Raw genomic sequence first — 17,384 nt, 5'->3', positions numbered from 1 at the left:
CAATCCGGGGGGATTGTGTTCAAGAACGTGCAAACTAAAAAGTTGAATAACAAGGGGATGACTCTTGTTGAGCTTATGGTGGTGATTGGTCTCGTAAGCGTTGGCGGCTATTTGTTTGCGACTCAGATGTACCAAATGACCCAACAATTGGAAATGGTAAAAAATCGCGCCGAGCTGGAAGAGCTTAAAGGCAATGTGCGCATTCTGGCCCTAAACCGTGTGGCGGTGAACTACAGTGCCACTCTTCCTGAAAATGCCGGAATCAAAGATTGTATTTTAGGAACTGCGAAATGTGTGAACGGAACGACAGTGGATTTTTCCCTGGCTCTACCGAACAGCAAGCCAGTCGCTTCGGCAAATTCTTTTTATACTTATAAAGGAACCGCTTGTGCTCCCTGGAGTGCCCAATGTCCCTTCAAAGTTTCTGCCGTTGCAAAAGCTGTTTGCAACCGTGGCGCTGCTCAATGCATTTATGCGGGTGGAGTTTACTTGGTTACGAAGATCGAAATTTTCCCCGGCATTGCTAATAAGGTGGCGACCTACGGACTTCGTGAAGTCATTGAGACATCTTTGTTGCCGCTGACAGGATCGCAAGAAGGAAATAAAAGTCTTAAGAACCTCACTTGTCCCTCTGGCCAGTTGATGCGCGGTGTGGATTTAGTGAATAACAAAGCGATTTGCGCTTAGAGAAAGCTTATGAAGTGTTTTAAAGTCTTTTCCATTTTGACTGTTTTTGCGCTGTTCACGTCCGTGAGCCACGCATTAATTGTTAATGGTAAAGGCTTTCAACAACGAGGCTTCCGTTTTCAGCAAACGGGCAATATCGTGGATTTGCTGCCAACGGGTAAATTATCTGAAGTCGCTGTCTTAGGCAAAAAGCAAATCCTTTCAATTTTGCTTCAGCGCCCACTGCGTGCCCAGCTTTCAGATCATTTCTTAACTTCAGGTGTATTACGTTCTGCTCCTTCTAACTTTTCGGGTGCGGTGGAGTTGTACGTGATTTCTCAAGAGTTCGGCAAAAATGCCAAATTGATCATGGCCCCGATGGGGTCACAGGTTGTATTGCCGGAATTCTACGTTTTAAGAAGTGAATCTCTAGGTGCTTTCGAAGTTAAAAACGGCGCCATTCAACCCTTTAAAGACATGGGTGATGGCGAGTTCATGTATCTGTTCCAACAGGGTTATGATGGCTTTAAAGCAATTTCCAAGCAGTTTTCGTTAAAGGACAGAGTTCCGCAGAATATGGGATCCATCAAAGTGGAATTTCGTTTGATGCTAACTTCAAGCTTAAGCAAACCAGGCTGGATTGCTCTTAATTCCGCAGACGGACAAGAAGTGGTTCGCTTTTATGTCCCGATGGCTGCGAAATCAGGACAAGTGATTTCCGTAGTTAAAGATGTTCCGAATCTGGCCGTGGACGAAAATATCTTGAATGTAGTGAATGCCGACGTTCCTATGACTGATTTTAAATTTAGAATTTTAGAACTTAAAACAACGCGAAATTATTCCGCGAGGTGAGTTATGAGAAACCAGTTATCAAGTAAAGGTTTTACATTGGTAGAGGTTTTGGTTGCGACGGGGTTGGTGGCCTTACTATCCATCGTCATGACAACGCTGATGGTGAAAATGCAGAAAGATGTTTCTGTGTATTCGGCTAAAAGCGGTGTTGAGTCCATGCGTAATCAAGTGCGCATGAATGCCATCAACGGTGCGGCGATTCTGAAAAGCGCGATGCTGACAGAAAATCCGGTTCTGAGCACTTGCTTAAACACGAACAACTGTTCGACGACCAAGTCAGACTTTAAATTGGTCGACGCTTTGGGTGTGCCCCTTTCTGGTAAGAATGTTTACTACGACCTTCAGGGGAAACCTTGTAAAGAGTGGAATGTATCTTGCCCACTCAAAATTTCTTCCCAAATGCAGTTGATCTGTGGTGGAGCTACCGCGGTGGCATCTTGTCCAAAGGCGCAGGCGATGAATGTCTTCGTGCAAATCGACTATCACACGGATTTATCCAAAGCGAGAGGTGTTGAGCTTCGTCCGATCACAGACACCGTGACGGTTGCGCTGGCAAGTTATTACAACACCCAAGTAACCAACAACGTTATAAATCAGAATAATAACTCAACGATTGTCACAGGCTCGGTCACAGAGGCCTCGGCAGATCTCATCTGCGAAACGGGTTCTTATATGACGGGTGTGGATACTTCCGGAAAAGTGATCTGTATGAAGGTTGCAAGCAATGGTGGCACTGGTGGTGGTTCCGATGGTAACGGTCGTGACGGAGATGGTGGCGGCGGCGGTCAAGGCAAAGACGGCGGCGGCGATGGTGGCGGAGCCGGTGGCTCTTGCAGTAAGTAAGAATTAAACTGGGGCGTAGGTGGGGAGTTCAATGAATCGAATAATCTTAGTATTGGCAACTGTGTTGTGCTTCGCTGCGTGTACAAAAAAGGAAGCTCCTGCACCTGTTAGTCTAACACCTCAAGAAAAAAAGGCCCTTGTTGAGAGCTTGGGCCCATCTACTGCTGGCAAGTCTGTCCAGGGTGGTGATCAAATCACTGTCATCAACTCCAATGCCTACAGTCAGCGTGGTTTGACGTTCGATCGTTATGACAAATCGACTTTACGGTTAAAAGGCTTTGGTCTTGCGCCTTCAGTGATTATGCAGGGCCCACAAAGTCTCAATACACTTCCCATCACAGGGCAATTGCGTTTGCAATTAGGAACTGTTGGAGCTGGTGGCATTGACAGAAATTTAGGGCGTAGTTTTACCAAAGGCCTTGATATTTATGTCATCGCAAAAGCCGACGGCACGGGGATGGCACTCTTAGGAACTCCCTCTGGGGGCACTCCGGTTTTACCAGCCGGTTATACGCAAAAAAGTGAGATGTTGTGGTTTATCGCAGTTTTTAGCGGTGAGATCATGCGCTTTCGTGACGTCGGTAATGGCGAATGCATTTATCTAAACGCACCTCTGACTGAAAAAGATTATCGCTTTAATAAAAACGATCGCAGCTCCACTTATCTGCAAATGGACCCTTTGGTTCCCACCAAGGCTTCGAAAGCCACTTTAGAAATTGTTTTCTTTGCGGATTCAGATTTGCCGCCGGGAAGTTCGTTAAGTTTCAGAACTCACAGAAACAACTTTGATATTTTCACGTATTATCCATTGATAGGTATTTCGCAGAAGCAGCGTCAACAATTTCAGTTCGATGTTCCTGTGGAGACGTCCAATGTGACGACTGTGGATCCTATTAATTACGTCTTTTCGGGTTCCTTGTTGAACTCATCCAGTGGCGCCAGCTTCACGGCTGTCGTGAAGGGCTGGCGTTTATATAAAAACTATTAGTGACGTGGCGGTTCTTGGGAGGATGAACTTTGTTCGTTCCTCCAGGCTTCGCGTTGCTCAAAGCGAGCTTCACGCCGCGCTTGGCGTTCCGCACGACGTTGTTCGCGCTCGGCATAACGGGTTTCACGTTTACTTCGGCGACTTTCAACAAAATCCATTAGGATCGCAGCAATCGCTCCTTCGATATCGGAAGGTTGATAATTGGCCTGTTGAGCACGTTCCCGCTCTTCTGCTTCCTCTTCCGCTTTTTTCTGGGCATGTACTTTTTTAAGTCCTGGCCACTCACGCATAAAGATCCAGGCATAGCCGCCGGCTGTTACCGCAGCGAGTATGATGCCGGTCCAAAGAGTCGAAGTGGCATAGATATGACCGGTGCGGTCATACTGACGAGTGGCATCCAGGATCGCCATGAAAGAACCAAAACAAAAGAACACGATCGAACCTATCCCCAGCAATAAAAGCAAAACGGGTTTGCGGGCTCTCACGGCGAGTTCATCAAAGACACTGGCTTGAATGCCTTTAAAGTCGATACCCATGCCTTTACCAAAAGGGGAACCTGAGCCCATGAAAAGTCCGATTAAGCTGGAAATAATTTTGAACATGAAAAACGCCTCCAAAGCTGTTGATTGAGATTGTGAGTTATCAAAAAAATCTAGATGAAGTGGAGATGAACGAAGGGCTTTTCCATGGGGTGCCTCGGAAAAGCCCTTGTTGCTGTCTTACCAGCGGCGTGAGCGGATCAACATGCCCGCTACAAATCCAACGGCGCAAGCGCCAAGAACTGAGCTGACAGGGTGATCGGAAACGAAATCCGAAGAGGTGTCGAGGGCTTCACGAGCTCTTCCTTGAATTTCTTTGTAACCGCTTTGCAGTTTTGAGGCTGCATTCGAAGCAGTCGATTTCGCCTGAGAGTATGTTGCTGGTTGGGCCATAACTAACTCCTTTGTTATGAGGATCAGATCCTGCATATGATTCTGATCCCCAGAAGGAGTGTGTGCCAGTGAACTTTAGGTAAGGTGTCAGTTCGCAATCTTTTGTTTGATCTATGACATAGACGAAGGGCGCTATTTATTTCTGTTTTGGTGGAAATTTATACTTAATTCCGTAATCTTCACTGGTTGCTGCAAATACGGAAAGATTGATCCATTTTTTTTTCCAGAACACGCGACGAACACTCAGACCTTCTTTGCGAAGTTTAATTTTCTTAGCCACCTTCAGTGACGGTTTGTTGTCGGGCTCAATAAAGGCTTCAACACGGTGAAGTTTTAATTCTTTAAATGCCAATTGCATCGCAGCCGAGCAAGCTTCCGTAGCGTATCCTTCTCCCCAAAAATTATTGAAGATGCGATATCCTAAAACGCCATTTTGAAAATTTCCGCGGATGATGCCATCGATGGCCACGTGACCAATCAGCATGCCATCGTCTTTGCGAAAAACGCTGAGCTCATAAGCTGAATCAGCAGCCCGGCGTTTTAATTCTTTTTTCAATTTCTCTTTGAATTTGGCCTTCGTCAGTTCAGAAAGTGTCCAGCTGGTTTCATCCCACTCACTTTGTGGTGGGCGCATGCTGCTGAAAGCTTGGGACCAATTTTCATAGTCGTAGGGTTCAAGGTGACGCAGGATCAGGCGTTTTGTTTCTTTATAAAGTGGCACGGTTGTCGATTTCATCGCGTACCAGTCTAAGAGGAACGCGATCCAGGTTGCAATAGTAATAACTCAGCTTTTGCGGAGAGCGGACCGTCGCGCGACGGGTTTCGTGACCTGTTAAGCGAACTTCAATTTCCACATCTTCATTTTGGGGAATCGCCACCATGCGGGGAGTGACAAAAGCCGTTTGTTCGCCATTAACCCAGATTTCGGCACCCTCTTGTTCAGACACGATCATGCACAGACAAAGTTCTTTTTTGGGAACTTTCAACAGATCTCTAAGAGTTTTAAATACCGCCATCGGGGCCTCCTCGTTTTCGGTGGCTAGGGTCTAACACAGGCCGCTTTGCGTTTACCAGAGCGGCTTTTAAAAACTAGACCTTTTTGTCATCACTCACTAAAAAAGGCCGCAACTATTCGCTGCCCTAGTTAGTTCGTGGCAGGCGTTGACAGAGGTCGGATTTAATAATGAATTTAAGTTCTTAATGAACAGGGGAATGTATGCGCGGGATGATTTTGAGTTCGCTATTGATGTTATCAGCACATGTTTCGTATGCCATCGAAGACGTCAATCATGTTAGCTGCATGTATCTGAAAACCGAAGGCAAAGTGAATGCCTGGAACTATCACTATATGAATCAATTTTCCTTAAAACCCGGTGAAGCCCGCATTGTGAACTCCTATTGGAGCAGCATTAAAGATCAGGGCTTAAACCGCGCCTTTTGCTCGATGATGGCCGGCACTCAAGAACCGGACGCCTTGGAAATTGATTTCATTGCATATCGTGGTGAGGACTTCAGCGGCTTTGAGTATGATGACAACACCTGTGTTCCCTGGGGCTCCCATTTAGAACTAGAAGTTAAGAAAACCTATCGTGTGGCCCGCGGTGAGTTCGTGGAACTTAAACTTCCATGGCTGCCCCATGATCAAGGCACGATTATTTTAAGGGAGTATTTTCCACGCAAAGATGAACTCGCAGATCTTAAGGATCTCAGCGATAAAATTTGTGAAAGAATAGCCCCGGAAGAAATGCGCCAATAAAAGCAAACTAGTGCAGAGACGTGGGCGCTACCAGATAGAACTCCGGGATGTCCACGGTGAAGCTTTGGCCATCTTCGGTAACAAAGTGATAGCGACCTTGCATGCTTCCAGTTGTCGTATTCAAAGGGCAAGCACTGTCATATTCAAAAGTTTGGCCGGGTTGGATTTTTGGTTGCATGCCAATAACCCCGGGGCCACGAACTTCTTCTTTTTTACCCAAAGCGTCGGTGATGACCCAGTGACGGCTCATCAATTGAGCAGGGGCAGAACCTTGGTTCGTGATCGCAATTTTATAGGCAAAGAAGTGATAGCCCTTTTCCGTATTTGATTCGGAAGGAACGTAAACGACCTTGGCTGAAATTTTGAATTCTGGAACAACTGTTTTCTGCATACCCATAAAAAGAGAATAGCGAATTCCGTGAATGGGGGCAACGAAAACTGTGGGTGCGCAATTAGCGTAAAACGATATTCTCGATTTCAAACACGATGGGATAATGATCTGATGGGATGCGCATTTTGGCTTCCATATTTTGTGGAATCCCGCGTTCGCTGCCCAGCTCGTCTCGGTAACGGAATGCTTTGGCAGAGTTCGGCTTTAAGAGTGTTTGCATCAATGGTGACAAAAAGGCGAAGTCGATTTGGCGCCCCTCGGTGCGGGCACTGCTTTTAACTTGATAATAAGTCGCACGCTCTTCAGCGCTTAAGTTAGCAACTTCAAAGACATCTTTAAGTCCCGTGGAGGTATAAATGTCCTTAAATTCTTCGTCGGTATTTAAGATCCCGGCATTTCCATTGAAATCACCAGCCACCATAATGGGGATTTGCGGATGCTTTTCCTCTAGCTCGCGATAGATTTCCAAAAGCGTGCGAAGTTCTGCCTGGCGGCGTTCAAAACCGTTTGGATCGATGCGTTCCGGATCCAAACGTGATTTTAAGTGAGTTAAAAGCAAGATCATAAAGGGTTTATCTTTGTCTTGCTTAAAGAGGCGCAACTCTACGACGTCACGGGAAAATTTATGACTGGTCGTCACTTTGCCGCCTTTGACCTGATAACCACTGTTCAAGCTTTGGCGTTCATGGGGATAAAGATAATTGATCAACCGTGCCTTATTGGACAATAGATCAAAGTAAAACGGAAGTCCCTTGCGTATTAAAAACCCGACGTCGATATTACGATCGGAGTTTCCTTCAATCAAACAGGGCGAGTAGGCGTCGTTCATAAAGAGATGGTTGAAGTTTTTCAGGGATTCAAAGCCGCCAACTTCGCACAGCATAATGATATCGGCATTGATCTCGATCAGGCTTTTTGCGATGTCCTGGCACTTCTTTAAAGACTTATTCTCATAAATGGAAATGGACTGACCTTGCCATTGACGCTCATTGTACTTGAGGACCTCAGCAGTAGGCGGCTCGTCAAAAAGCAGAAACAGATTCTCTGCATTGAGTAAGCAAAATTTAAGGTTTGTGGTCTCGGTCCACGTCATATTACTATTTTAGGGATTTTTCTGTCTTAATCACAAAGAAAAAGTGAGGAACTCGTGGCAAAAAAGAAGGCAGCGGCGCCAAAAGCATCTGCAAAGCTTCAAATCCGTTCGTGGATTGAAACATTTGATATCGGCAAGGAACTTAAAGCCAAAAACGAAATGACGGGCTTTGTCTATTTCTTGGGTGCCGACGACTCCAATAAGCTTCAAGGCTTGGTGGAGGAGCATGCTCTGGCATGGCAAATGGAATCCATCAAAAAGAATGACAAAGATTTTAACTATTTCGTGGGCCTGCAAGGGCCGGTTTGGATTTTGCGCCCTAAAGGCAAAAACTCGGTTGGACATGATGGTTTATTGGATGAGGCGACATACACTTGGGCCCGTGATCAGTTTGGCTCCTTGGTTCCTCATTTCAAAGCCAACCAGTTGAAAGCTTTGCGCATTGAGTTCTTTGGCACTGAAAGAGCTCAAGAGTTGGGTGCCTTGGTTGGTTTGGACATGGCTCCTTACAACTATCGCCAATTCGTCGACGGCAAACACCTTGCAGATATGCCGAAAGTGTCTTTGATCAAGTCTTCTGAAGATTTCGATAAAGCTTTGATTAAAGAAGCCTCAGTTCGTGCCCGTGCGGTGACATTGGCTCGCCACTTGGTGAATATGCCACCGAATGATTTGAATCCGAAAACATTTGCCGAAATGGCGACGAAAAAACTTCCTTTCGGTAAAAACTTGAAAGTGACAGTTTGGGACGATAGAAAGCTGGCCTCTGAAAAAATGGGTTTGCACTTGTCAGTAGGCATGGGCGCTACCCATGGTCCTCGCATGGTGCACATGAAATACCGCCCAACTAAAAAGTCAGGTCTAAAGCCAATCGCTTTCGTCGGTAAAGGGATCACTTTTGATACGGGTGGTTTGGATATCAAGCCGTCGTCGGCAATGCGCTTGATGAAAAAAGACATGGGGGGAGCGGCCAGCGTGATCGCTTTGGCGTTGTGGGCTTCTGAATCTCAATACCCGGGTCCTTTGGATTTCTATTTGGCTTTGGCGGAAAATGCAGTGGATGCAAATGCATTCCGTCCTGGCGATATCGTCACAGCTCGTAACGGAATGAAAGTTGAAATCGACAACACCGATGCTGAAGGCCGTTTGGTTTTGGCAGACGTTTTGGATGTCGCTTGCAAACAAAAAGGTTCCGATGATCCTGAATTCGTGATCGACGTGGCAACATTAACGGGTGCTATCAAAGTTGGTTTGGGCGCCGAGATCGCAGGTCTTTTCGCAAACGACGACGACTTGGCTAACGAATTGACCAAAGCCGGCCAGCGCGCAGGTGATTTGAACTGGCGCATGCCTTTGTTCGATAAATACTGGGGTGATTTATCATCGCCATTTGCGGATTGCAAAAACTCCGGTGGCGGTTTCGGCGGTGCGATCACAGCAGCCTTGTTCTTACAAAAATTTGTCGGCGGCAAAAAATGGGCGCACTTAGATGTGTACGCTTGGGCCGATCGCGCAAACGGCGCCATCGGCAGCAGCGGTGGATCCGGTCAACCCGTGCAATGCTTGATCGAATTCCTGGAATCCCGCGTTTAGGTACGGCCTTACCTGTTATTTAAACGAAAAGCCACGGTCTCAAAAGCCGTGGTTTTTTGTTAGGGTAGAGCTTCATTTTTTTCTGAAATATTTCATTGAGATCAAAACGATTCCCTGATTCCAAACATCGCTTTTCTTGTGTTTCCTGGTTGGCAAATCAGTTGATTGTGATCCCTAAGGAGGATTAAAAGCATTTTGGTTTCTTGTCAGACCGAATCCCTCGCACTATGTTTTGTTTATGACAAAAACTATTCAATCTCTAATTTCTGATTTAGATACTTCGAGCGACAAAGTTGCAGAACGAGTGATTTTGAAACTCAGTAAAATTGGGAAGCCGGCCGTCTGCATCTTAATTAAGACGGCATCGGACTTATCTCGCCCGCGTGCGAGAAAATGGAGTCTTCAGGCTTTGGGAGCAATTGGTGATAAAAGGGCCGCACCGCTTCTGGTGAAAACTCTAAAAGATGAACGTATGACAGTGAAACTTCATGCAATTCGTGCTTTAGGGCGGATGAAGTACAAACCGGCGGGGCCTGCCATTCGACGTCTGTTGACTGATCCCAGTGGTGGAATTCGAGTCAATGCACTTGATGCATTAGTAGAAATAAAAGATAAATCCTCTGGTAAAGCGATCATAAAGTCCTTGGCTGATGAACAGTGGTATGTACGTCAGCATGCTGCCATTGCGTGCGGAGAATTAAAGATAATCGTTTCAGTTTCGAAACTTAGAAAACTTCTAGTCCATGAAAATCGGAAAGCCGTTTTGGATGGCGCACGAATCGCATTATCGAAACTATCTTGACAGAATTTAGTTCTAATTACGCTTTTACTCAGAAACGCATTAGATTTTTATCTGCTTTGCTATCGTATTGCTGCCTTGCGGAACCGCTGCGGTTTCGCGCTGTGTTTTGTAATAAATTTTTTCGAAGGATTTTTTAAAGGCGCTCGCAAACGGGTTGTGCTTTGCAGTTTGCTGCCATGGAGGCTCTGATGCAGTTATTGGTCGCATTCGCGGCCGCTTGAAGGCGTGATTCCGCTTTGTTCTGATAGACGGTTCCCCAGGTTGAATCTTTCACTGTGCAAATCCACCATCGACTGCCTTGATCGGGCGCCCCGTATTCCAAGCGCTCCAGACGCTGCGAAAGTTGATAAACCGTCGACTCCAATTGATAAACCCGTCGTTGCAAGTCTTCAGGTCCGCGGGACTGTGCGTGGGAGGGGGCTGTTATAAACAGTGTCGCTAGCGAAATAAAAGCGGCAAAAGTTGTTCTCATCATCATAAAAAATCCCCCTGTGGTAGTTGCCTTCATCAGCGAAGGTGAAACTTACCGTAGCAAGGGGAGTGCCAGTATTTTAAGAGTCACTTTGGCACTGTTGACGTGAATCATCGTGCGACCTGTCTGACGATAAAGCACGCCAGCAGAGTTTTAAGGAAGTCCCCGGGGAGGAAAGGTAAAACACCCGTCAACAGTAATGTATCGTGAGGCATATACAGCGACAGAACCAAAACTCCACAAGACAAGATCACGCAACTACCAAAGAAAGCAGCCAGCCAAGTGCTCCAAAATTTTCCGGTCCATCCACGATCGGAAAGATCGCCCATCAAATAGGATGCGACCAACATCCCGATCAAATAACCACTGGTGGGGCCGAAGCTTATGCTTGTCGTCGCAAAGATTAGATAAATCACCACTGCAGAAAACCCCCGAGTTTTACCCCACAACAGTGAAATCAAAGCTACACCAAACGTTTGTCCCGTGATCGGCACCGGAGTGAAGGGCAGGGGGATTTTGATTTGCGCAACCGCTGCAATGATCAAAGCCCCCATCAAAGTGGCGGCAATATTATGGCTGATTTTATTGCCCAGTTTAAGAACGAGTGACGGAATAAATGATTTTTCGGCAGTCATGGACCTCCCTTTTTTTGAAAGAATAAAGGGAGGTGGTCTTTAAAAAAATCAGAAAAACACTGTTTTTGTTATCAATAGTTGAATAGTTAAACTAAAATCGTCCTATGAAGATTTCAAAGTACCTCGAGCACAGCCCTGTATTTGCCATTAATTCAGCCTACGAGGCGACAATCCCCTATATGAACAAAAGACTTAAGAAAGAAGACGTCAACCTGTTGCAGGGGTTGGTGCTGACGGCACTTTTTTTTGAAGGGCGTTCTGATCTCAGTCCTTCAAGTCTGGCTGAACAGTTTAAAACTTCCCGCGGAAATATGAGTCACATCCTCTCGCACCTGGAATACAAAGGCTGGGTCAAGAGAGTTTTAGATCCCAAGGATGCGCGTAAGTTTTTTATCGAACTTAAACCCGAAGGTAAAAAGAAAGCGCTGACGTTAATAAAAGTCTACGATCAGATTCAAAATCACTTTGAAAAAGAATTGGGATCAGCGGCCTGCCAAAAAGCCGCATCCATGATTTTAAAGTTAGCCGATACGGGGGCGACTATCTTTTAGGGCGGAGAATGGTGACAGGACAAATGCCAGCTTTGCAACATAAGCGGTAAACTTCTTGGCGCGAAGTAGACTGGGACAAGAGCCCATTGATAAGATTAAGCGTTTCCATCGTAATGACAGAGATTTTGCATTCGGTTCCAGAGATAAGTTGCACTAGGCTCACGGGGACCTCCAACTGTTATAGCTTAAAAAGCCTGTCGGCAGAGATCCAAGATTTTGAAAGTCATTCTCGTTTATGAAAGCCCATTGAGAATTAAACGACAACGCACTGAGAATCCCAAAGGTACGGACACACTTTCTCCCGAAAAAACCTGCTGTGAACTCGACGTAAGGCTTAGGGGAGAAAGTGTGTCCGTACCTTTGGGGGTATGCGTTTTGTACATATTCGGATTCTTAATATGCGTTGGAGATATTGGGTGGTTTTACCGTATATTGGTGCAATGAAAGGAGGCGCTGATTAATGGTTAAGCTACTAGAAATGATCAAAGCAAAGATGACTTTGGATCTGAATGATAAAGAGAACTCTGTATTGCTATCTTGTCTTGCAAATCTGCACTAGATATTTTCAGTGCAAACCTGCACTAGACACTCTTCTTTAAAGCGCACGTAAACTCGCGCAAACGAACACCCGAAATAAACCATCTCTCACGACGAATAAAACCGGGTGTCTATTTATTAAGATTATTTATAGCCGAACAGTTTTCGCGATTTAATCGCGGTAACTACTTTTTCCGGAACGAACTGCTCCCAGCGGGAATCTTGGGAGCTCATCATTTTCATGACGTCGCCAGAATGCAGGTAATCCGCTGTTTCGTCGCAACCAGATACGTCCACAATCTGCTTACTTTCCACGAAGTAAGCATAGATGTGGCGTAGGTTGTTCGGCGGGAAGAAGCTTTTCGTCGTCATACACATTTGTGCCGTCTTGTGAGGGTAGACGTAAACTTTGGTCTTTTGTTCCATCAGTTTGCCTAAACCTTCAAGTAAGCCGCCTTCCAGATTTTGATAGTGAGATTCCTGGAAAAGCTTTTCCAAGTGAGAAGCACCAATAATCAAAGCCAGCATGTTTTGATTGTAGCGACGAATGAATCTTTTCAACGTATAGAATAAACGGAAATTAGAAATCATCACATGAAAACCCAGGCTCGTCAGCGTTTCCACTCTTTGCAGAAAGTCGGTCTCGTCGACATCTCCATCGGTCATCAAATTGTGCATCGTCATTTCCATGATCGGCAGAACCTCAATGTCTTTGCCTTCCATCGCTTTGACGTCGGCACGCATTTGCACCATGCCTTTTTGGATCACATCAATATGAGTTGTCGTAACCGGGCGGAAGGTCCCACGCTGAATAAGAAGGGCTTTGCCATAGATCGCATCTGAAACATTCAGTATCTCGTTTTTAGGAGAGAACATGATCGCTTCAGCCAAGCCACGGTGAACCAGTTCCAGGTTCATCAGGCGGTTGTCAAAGTGAGCAACAGCCGGGCCTTGGAATTTAATCACGTCGATAACAACTTGGCCTTCTTTAAGGTTTTCCACCAATTGCGGAATGAAGTTTTCGGTGTCAGCCAAATCATAGAAAGCACTGAAAATCAGATTTACACCCAAGATGCCCAAAGACTCTTGTTGTTGCAGGCGGTGACGATCCAGCATGCGCACATGCAGGATGATTTCATTTGCGGGACCGCCAGGAGTCGCTTGAAAGCGAACCCCAATCCAACCATGGGATTGCTTGCTTGATCCAACGGAGGCCGTTGCCACAGTGGAGGCGAAAGAAAAGAAACAAGTTTTGCCGCCACGCGGGCCACTCAGACGTTCAATCAAAAGTTTATACTCGTGATCGAGCATTTTTTCTAAACGGGATTCACAAACATAGCGACCATGGGCTTCACGGCCATAGATTTCGTCGCTGACGATCATGTCATAGGCAGAAATAGTTTTCGCAATAGTCTGCGACGCCATACCGGCTTGGAAAAAGTGACGTGCCACTTCTTGACCCGCACCAATCTCGGCAAAAGCCCCATAGCGAGTCAGGTCGTTGTTGATTTTAAGAGCTTTGCTGACAGTGGTAGCGCAAGATGCATCGCTCATGACTTGTCTCCCTCGTGCTTATCTGCTTTGACCCAACCCGTAATAGCCAGGCTCATCGCTCGTTCAATCGGGATGTCGATTGGCGTGATGCGGTTACGAGGCACCAGAAGAGTGAAACCACCCAAACCATAACTCATCGGAATATACACAGATACGTGGTCATTGGCTTGAGCTTGGATCGCAGGAATGTCAGAAAAGCTTTCGCGAGTGACCAAACCCATGGCACGGATACCTGATTCAGCGATATCAACCAAAACCACGGTTTGCATAGCACCACCGGGACCGCCGCTTTTTGAGAACATATTCATCAAATCGCGCAGGGGACTGTAAACGGCTTTGAACAAGGGAACCTGAGTCATCTTTTGTTCAAGTTTGTGAAAAAGACCCGCAGCCAAAAGGTTATTCAGAAGGAAGCCCAAAAAGAAGATCAAAACGATCGTCAGTAAGAAACCCAAGCCAGGAATATACACTGGCATCACTTGGCGAAGGGCATCCCCGAGGATGCTATCCACGATAGAGACACCAGCATAGATGATGTAAATCGTAAGTGCGATGGGCAGGAAAGTTACGAGCCCTTGCAAGAAAATTTTCTGAAGCTGTTTCATAGCTGGATGGTCCTTTTGTCTCTCTTTGTATCGGTAAAAAATTAATATCAGGGAAGGCCAGTTGCTTCAAGGCCTTACGCTTGTCTCAAAATGGGCCTCTAAATAATGCGCATTTCTACTCATCTTTCCTAGACCATTTACCGAATAGTTAAGGGTCAATTTCTTAAGGAGAAACCGTGAAACGCATTATATTAGGTTTCATTGCCTCGTTCGTAGCATTCAGTGGAGCAGCATTCGCACAGATGTCGACTGTTGTTCCGGGCGAATACATCGTGAAAGTGCGTAACAGTTCAACGGGTGTAAACCAACAAGGCGTTCGTTCAAGACTTGCGCAAAGAGTCACTATGAAAGGTGCTTACAGCCGTTTAGGTATGTATCACGTTTCTGTTCGTTCTTTGGCGACGGCTTCTCAAGAGGTTGAAGATCTTAAGCAAGATCCAGATATTGAGTACGTAGAGCCTAACTATATTTGGTCGGCTGGTCAGACTTCTTATTCCGAATACGCTTCCCAAGGTTATGCTTTGCAAACGTTGGTAACCAACAATTGGGTTTCTACGAATTCGACGTCTTATTCACAGTTTTCAAATACGGTTGTAAATAACACGGCCGTGACAAGTGCCTGGAATATTTCAACATCACTTTCCACTAATAGTAATAAAGTCATCGTGGCGGTTGTCGACTCCGGTCTTGATCGCACGCATCCGGTATTTAAAGCGTATAAAGCAGATGGTACGGGTGGTTCGGGCGCTTTGTGGGTGAATACGGCTGAAGCTAACGGAACACCAGGTTATGACGATGACGGAAATGGTTTCGTCGATGATATCAATGGTTGGAACTTCGTCTCGAACTCTCCCAACGTAAATGACGACAACAACCACGGTACTCACGTGTCGGGTATCGTTGTGGGTGCAGGTCTTAATATCTTCCAACGTCCTTTGCCTGAATCAAAAATCGTGATTATGCCAGTGAAGTCTTTGGCTGCTGATGGGACGGGGACAACGGCCACAGCGATCAAAGCGATCGACTATGCCGTGAATAACGGCGCGCAGGTTATCAATAACTCTTGGGGGGGATCAAACTTCTCTAAAGCGTTGTTGGATTCTCTGACGGCGGCTTATAACAATGGTATTTTGATCGTCAATGCGGCAGGTAACTATAACAGTAACAATGACAGCGTGCCGATGTATCCAGCGAACTACGATCTTCCAAGTGTAATCTCGGTTGCATCCGTGGGTTCTTCTGATACTCGCTCTTCATTCTCGAACTATGGTAAAAACACAGTTCATATTGCAAGCCCGGGTGAAAGTATCCTAAGTACCGTTCCAGGTGGCGGTTATAACTATATGTCTGGTACCTCTATGGCATCTCCGTTTGTTGCCGGTGTAGCAGCGTTGGCGCTTCGTGAAGAACCGCAATTGACGGGTTACCAGATTAAGCAAAAACTTTTTGCCAATGTTGACGTGATTGCAGGTCTTGCAAACTACGTTTCAACAAGTGGTCGTATTGACTCTGCGAAGTTGATTACGGCGGTTCAAGCAAGTCACGGGGAGACAGCTTCTCAACCAAGCTACGTGTACTCTGCAAGTCGTTATCCGGCATCAGCTGAGTCAGCAGGTGGCGCGACAGGTTGTGGTTTGGTGACGACAGCTATTAATGGCGGCCCAGGTGCAGGCGGCGCAAATCCAACTGCCGGTGTGGTCTTTGGTTTGATGATGCTTCCGATGGCGGTGTGGTTCGTCCTTCGCCAGCGTGCGATGGCAAACGATCCGAAAAACAAACGTCGCTACGAGCGCTTCAAAATGCAATCATCGATCAAAGTAATGGTCGGCGATCGCGAGCTGGTTGGTTCAATGAACTCCATCTCTCAAGGTGGTCTGTCATTCAACACCGATCAGGCTCTGGAAAAAGGCGGCATCATTACGATGCGTATCCAAAGCCCAGATGGCAACGAGGTCATCGAGGTTCAGGGTCAAGTCGTGTGGAGCGAAGCAAATCAAGCATACGGTGTCCAATTCGCCAATGCGAAGCAGGGAACTTTGGCTATGATTCAACAATGGACTGCTAATCTTGTGAAATCATAATCCCTGTTGAATAAAAGAGTAACCACCAAAGAGGCGCTTGAATAAAGCGCCTCTTTTTTTGCTTTGCCGATGACTTGAATCCTTGTTGAAATGATTTCGACGTGGAGGTGGGTATGAGTTCATGGGATCTACAGGGTAAAACAGCCATCGTGTGTGGAGCTTCACAAGGAATCGGCGAAGCCACTGCCAAACTTCTGGCAGAGCGTGGGGCGCGAGTGATCGCATTGGCGCGTAACGAAGACAAATTAAAAGATCTGATGAAATCCCTCAAGGGTGGGGCTGGGCATAAATACTATGTGCTCGATCTTGCCGATACCGAAGCTCTTAAAAAGACCCTTCCCGAAATCGCCAAAGAAAACGTGCAGATTCTGATTAACAATTCCGGCGGTCCTAAAGGCGGTCCGCTGCTGGAAGCCTCCATCGAAGAATTTGAAGCGCCGATCAAGGCCCATCTTAAAGCCGCGCACTTGATGGTGCAGACGGTGGTGCCAGCCATGCGCACCGCTCAATACGGAAGAATCGTGAATATCATTTCGACCTCTGTTAAAAATCCGATCCCGGGTTTGGGAGTTTCTAACACCATTCGTGGAGCTATGGCGAATTGGTCAAAAACTTTGGCGGGGGAGTTGGGGCCTTACGGCATCACGGTTAACAATATGCTGCCGGGCTATATTCGCACAGGACGTATTGAATCGTTGATGGGAGCTGCGGCTCAGAAATCAGGAAATTCCGTTGATGAAATCGAAGAACAATGGATTAAGACGATTCCTGCGGGGCGTATCGGTGACCCGGTGGAAGCGGCCGAAGGGATTGCCTTTTTAGTCAGTCCGGCGGCATCTTATATTAATGGTATCAATTTACCGATCGATGGCGGCCGAACGCCTTCTTTGTAGGTCTTCTAAAATTGGCGCCCATAAATGTCACCGGGTGACGTTAGAGGGTCGTTCTTTTTTCTCAAATCAAAACAGTTCCAGCTGAGTCGCTGAACCGCCTGGAGTGGATCTTGCTGAATAAGGGGTGGAAGTATTATTTC

At 46.4% G+C, this 17,384-nt stretch carries 20 protein-coding genes; 10 read left to right on the top strand and 10 right to left on the bottom strand.

Annotation, left to right across the window (positions count from 1 at the left end; genetic code table 11):
- Nucleotides 1-15 precede the first annotated feature (15 nt).
- The 4 genes from DOM22_RS13455 to DOM22_RS13440 are packed head-to-tail and all read left to right on the top strand — an operon-like array spanning nucleotide 16 to nucleotide 3,349.
- On the top strand, nucleotides 16-687 hold the full coding sequence (locus DOM22_RS13455) for a PilW family protein (RefSeq protein WP_142700877.1): 672 nt from the start codon (nucleotides 16-18) through the stop codon (nucleotides 685-687).
- A 9-nt stretch (nucleotides 688-696) separates the two neighbouring features.
- Nucleotides 697-1,518: a hypothetical protein gene (locus DOM22_RS13450; protein ID WP_142700876.1), complete on the top strand. Its 822-nt coding sequence runs from the start codon at nucleotides 697-699 to the stop codon at nucleotides 1,516-1,518.
- Nucleotides 1,519-1,521: 3 nt separating this feature from the next.
- Nucleotides 1,522-2,361, top strand: a complete 840-nt coding sequence (locus DOM22_RS13445) for a type II secretion system protein J (protein ID WP_142700875.1) — start codon at nucleotides 1,522-1,524, stop codon at nucleotides 2,359-2,361.
- A gap of 31 nt (nucleotides 2,362-2,392) precedes the next feature.
- Complete coding sequence (locus DOM22_RS13440; protein WP_142700874.1) at nucleotides 2,393-3,349, top strand: hypothetical protein; 957 nt, start codon at nucleotides 2,393-2,395, stop codon at nucleotides 3,347-3,349.
- On the opposite strand, the gene DOM22_RS13435 is transcribed toward DOM22_RS13440, so the two are convergent.
- From DOM22_RS13435 to DOM22_RS13420, 4 genes are all read right to left on the bottom strand, one after another.
- The gene (locus tag DOM22_RS13435; RefSeq protein WP_142700873.1) at nucleotides 3,346-3,951 is read right to left on the bottom strand and encodes a hypothetical protein; all 606 of its coding nucleotides are present in this window, start codon (nucleotides 3,949-3,951) and stop codon (nucleotides 3,346-3,348) included. The genes DOM22_RS13440 and DOM22_RS13435 overlap by 4 nt on opposite strands.
- Before the next feature lie 117 nt (nucleotides 3,952-4,068).
- Nucleotides 4,069-4,281 carry a YqjD family protein gene (locus DOM22_RS13430; RefSeq protein WP_168196654.1) on the bottom strand — a complete coding sequence of 71 codons (213 nt, stop codon included), beginning with the start codon at nucleotides 4,279-4,281 and terminating at the stop codon, nucleotides 4,069-4,071.
- A gap of 136 nt (nucleotides 4,282-4,417) precedes the next feature.
- Nucleotides 4,418-5,017, bottom strand: coding sequence for a GNAT family N-acetyltransferase (locus DOM22_RS13425; RefSeq protein ID WP_142700871.1), 600 nt, complete (start codon nucleotides 5,015-5,017; stop codon nucleotides 4,418-4,420).
- A complete protein-coding gene (locus tag DOM22_RS13420) occupies nucleotides 4,989-5,297 on the bottom strand; it encodes a hypothetical protein (RefSeq protein ID WP_142700870.1) in 309 nt (102 codons plus the stop codon). The genes DOM22_RS13425 and DOM22_RS13420 overlap by 29 nt, the downstream gene beginning before the upstream one ends.
- A gap of 200 nt (nucleotides 5,298-5,497) precedes the next feature.
- On the opposite strand from DOM22_RS13420, the gene DOM22_RS13415 reads away from it, so the two are divergent.
- On the top strand, nucleotides 5,498-6,037 hold the full coding sequence (locus DOM22_RS13415; protein ID WP_142700869.1) for a hypothetical protein: 540 nt from the start codon (nucleotides 5,498-5,500) through the stop codon (nucleotides 6,035-6,037).
- 7 nt (nucleotides 6,038-6,044) lie between these two features.
- Here DOM22_RS13415 and apaG read toward each other — a convergent pair whose 3' ends face one another.
- Together apaG and DOM22_RS13405 are read right to left on the bottom strand one after the other, a co-directional pair.
- A complete protein-coding gene (apaG, locus tag DOM22_RS13410; protein WP_142700868.1) occupies nucleotides 6,045-6,434 on the bottom strand; it encodes a Co2+/Mg2+ efflux protein ApaG in 390 nt (129 codons plus the stop codon).
- A 55-nt stretch (nucleotides 6,435-6,489) separates the two neighbouring features.
- Nucleotides 6,490-7,521, bottom strand: coding sequence for a hypothetical protein (locus DOM22_RS13405; RefSeq protein ID WP_142700867.1), 1,032 nt, complete (start codon nucleotides 7,519-7,521; stop codon nucleotides 6,490-6,492).
- A gap of 54 nt (nucleotides 7,522-7,575) precedes the next feature.
- On the opposite strand from DOM22_RS13405, the gene DOM22_RS13400 reads away from it, so the two are divergent.
- Together DOM22_RS13400 and DOM22_RS13395 are read left to right on the top strand one after the other, a co-directional pair.
- Nucleotides 7,576-9,114: a leucyl aminopeptidase family protein gene (locus DOM22_RS13400; RefSeq protein WP_142700866.1), complete on the top strand. Its 1,539-nt coding sequence runs from the start codon at nucleotides 7,576-7,578 to the stop codon at nucleotides 9,112-9,114.
- Nucleotides 9,115-9,352: 238 nt separating this feature from the next.
- Nucleotides 9,353-9,916 (top strand): HEAT repeat domain-containing protein, encoded by a 564-nt coding sequence (locus DOM22_RS13395; protein WP_142700865.1) that lies wholly within the window; start codon nucleotides 9,353-9,355, stop codon nucleotides 9,914-9,916.
- Nucleotides 9,917-10,049: 133 nt separating this feature from the next.
- Here the strand turns inward: DOM22_RS13395 and DOM22_RS13390 are convergent, their stop codons facing one another.
- Together DOM22_RS13390 and DOM22_RS13385 are read right to left on the bottom strand one after the other, a co-directional pair.
- A complete protein-coding gene (locus DOM22_RS13390; protein WP_142700864.1) occupies nucleotides 10,050-10,394 on the bottom strand; it encodes a hypothetical protein in 345 nt (114 codons plus the stop codon).
- 104 nt (nucleotides 10,395-10,498) lie between these two features.
- On the bottom strand, nucleotides 10,499-11,023 hold the full coding sequence (locus DOM22_RS13385; protein ID WP_142700863.1) for a biotin transporter BioY: 525 nt from the start codon (nucleotides 11,021-11,023) through the stop codon (nucleotides 10,499-10,501).
- A 179-nt stretch (nucleotides 11,024-11,202) separates the two neighbouring features.
- Between DOM22_RS13385 and DOM22_RS13380 the strand changes: the two genes are divergently transcribed.
- Complete coding sequence (locus tag DOM22_RS13380; protein WP_210415628.1) at nucleotides 11,203-11,574, top strand: MarR family winged helix-turn-helix transcriptional regulator; 372 nt, start codon at nucleotides 11,203-11,205, stop codon at nucleotides 11,572-11,574.
- A 681-nt stretch (nucleotides 11,575-12,255) separates the two neighbouring features.
- On the opposite strand, the gene DOM22_RS13375 is transcribed toward DOM22_RS13380, so the two are convergent.
- Nucleotides 12,256-13,665 carry a hypothetical protein gene (locus DOM22_RS13375; protein WP_142700861.1) on the bottom strand — a complete coding sequence of 470 codons (1,410 nt, stop codon included), beginning with the start codon at nucleotides 13,663-13,665 and terminating at the stop codon, nucleotides 12,256-12,258.
- Nucleotides 13,662-14,270, bottom strand: coding sequence for a DUF502 domain-containing protein (locus tag DOM22_RS13370; RefSeq protein ID WP_142700860.1), 609 nt, complete (start codon nucleotides 14,268-14,270; stop codon nucleotides 13,662-13,664). Before DOM22_RS13370 ends, DOM22_RS13375 begins: the two co-directional genes overlap by 4 nt.
- 176 nt (nucleotides 14,271-14,446) lie before the next feature.
- Between DOM22_RS13370 and DOM22_RS13365 the strand changes: the two genes are divergently transcribed.
- Both DOM22_RS13365 and DOM22_RS13360 read left to right on the top strand, forming a co-directional pair.
- A complete protein-coding gene (locus DOM22_RS13365; RefSeq protein ID WP_142700859.1) occupies nucleotides 14,447-16,351 on the top strand; it encodes a S8 family serine peptidase in 1,905 nt (634 codons plus the stop codon).
- 113 nt (nucleotides 16,352-16,464) lie between these two features.
- The gene (locus DOM22_RS13360; RefSeq protein ID WP_142700858.1) at nucleotides 16,465-17,244 is read left to right on the top strand and encodes an SDR family oxidoreductase; all 780 of its coding nucleotides are present in this window, start codon (nucleotides 16,465-16,467) and stop codon (nucleotides 17,242-17,244) included.
- The last annotated feature ends 140 nt before the right edge of the window (nucleotides 17,245-17,384 follow it).

Source organism: Bdellovibrio sp. ZAP7 (genome assembly GCF_006874645.1).
GTDB lineage: Bacteria > Bdellovibrionota > Bdellovibrionia > Bdellovibrionales > Bdellovibrionaceae > Bdellovibrio.
The sequence above is the reverse complement of the archived record's forward strand: the minus strand, read 5'-3'. Positions and strand labels throughout refer to the sequence as shown.

Coding starts and splice junctions, on each gene's coding strand:
- apaG (WP_142700868.1), bottom strand. CDS start 6,434: ATGGGTATGCAGAAAACAGTTGTTCCAGAATTCAAAATTTCAGCCAAG.
- DOM22_RS13430 (WP_168196654.1), bottom strand. CDS start 4,281: ATGGCCCAACCAGCAACATACTCTCAGGCGAAATCGACTGCTTCGAAT.
- DOM22_RS13360 (WP_142700858.1), top strand. CDS start 16,465: ATGAGTTCATGGGATCTACAGGGTAAAACAGCCATCGTGTGTGGAGCT.
- DOM22_RS13395 (WP_142700865.1), top strand. CDS start 9,353: ATGACAAAAACTATTCAATCTCTAATTTCTGATTTAGATACTTCGAGC.
- DOM22_RS13440 (WP_142700874.1), top strand. CDS start 2,393: ATGAATCGAATAATCTTAGTATTGGCAACTGTGTTGTGCTTCGCTGCG.
- DOM22_RS13380 (WP_210415628.1), top strand. CDS start 11,203: ATGAACAAAAGACTTAAGAAAGAAGACGTCAACCTGTTGCAGGGGTTG.
- DOM22_RS13390 (WP_142700864.1), bottom strand. CDS start 10,394: ATGATGATGAGAACAACTTTTGCCGCTTTTATTTCGCTAGCGACACTG.
- DOM22_RS13385 (WP_142700863.1), bottom strand. CDS start 11,023: ATGACTGCCGAAAAATCATTTATTCCGTCACTCGTTCTTAAACTGGGC.
- DOM22_RS13375 (WP_142700861.1), bottom strand. CDS start 13,665: ATGAGCGATGCATCTTGCGCTACCACTGTCAGCAAAGCTCTTAAAATC.
- DOM22_RS13445 (WP_142700875.1), top strand. CDS start 1,522: ATGAGAAACCAGTTATCAAGTAAAGGTTTTACATTGGTAGAGGTTTTG.
- DOM22_RS13415 (WP_142700869.1), top strand. CDS start 5,498: ATGCGCGGGATGATTTTGAGTTCGCTATTGATGTTATCAGCACATGTT.
- DOM22_RS13435 (WP_142700873.1), bottom strand. CDS start 3,951: ATGTTCAAAATTATTTCCAGCTTAATCGGACTTTTCATGGGCTCAGGT.
- DOM22_RS13405 (WP_142700867.1), bottom strand. CDS start 7,521: ATGACGTGGACCGAGACCACAAACCTTAAATTTTGCTTACTCAATGCA.
- DOM22_RS13425 (WP_142700871.1), bottom strand. CDS start 5,017: ATGAAATCGACAACCGTGCCACTTTATAAAGAAACAAAACGCCTGATC.
- DOM22_RS13420 (WP_142700870.1), bottom strand. CDS start 5,297: ATGGCGGTATTTAAAACTCTTAGAGATCTGTTGAAAGTTCCCAAAAAA.
- DOM22_RS13450 (WP_142700876.1), top strand. CDS start 697: ATGAAGTGTTTTAAAGTCTTTTCCATTTTGACTGTTTTTGCGCTGTTC.
- DOM22_RS13370 (WP_142700860.1), bottom strand. CDS start 14,270: ATGAAACAGCTTCAGAAAATTTTCTTGCAAGGGCTCGTAACTTTCCTG.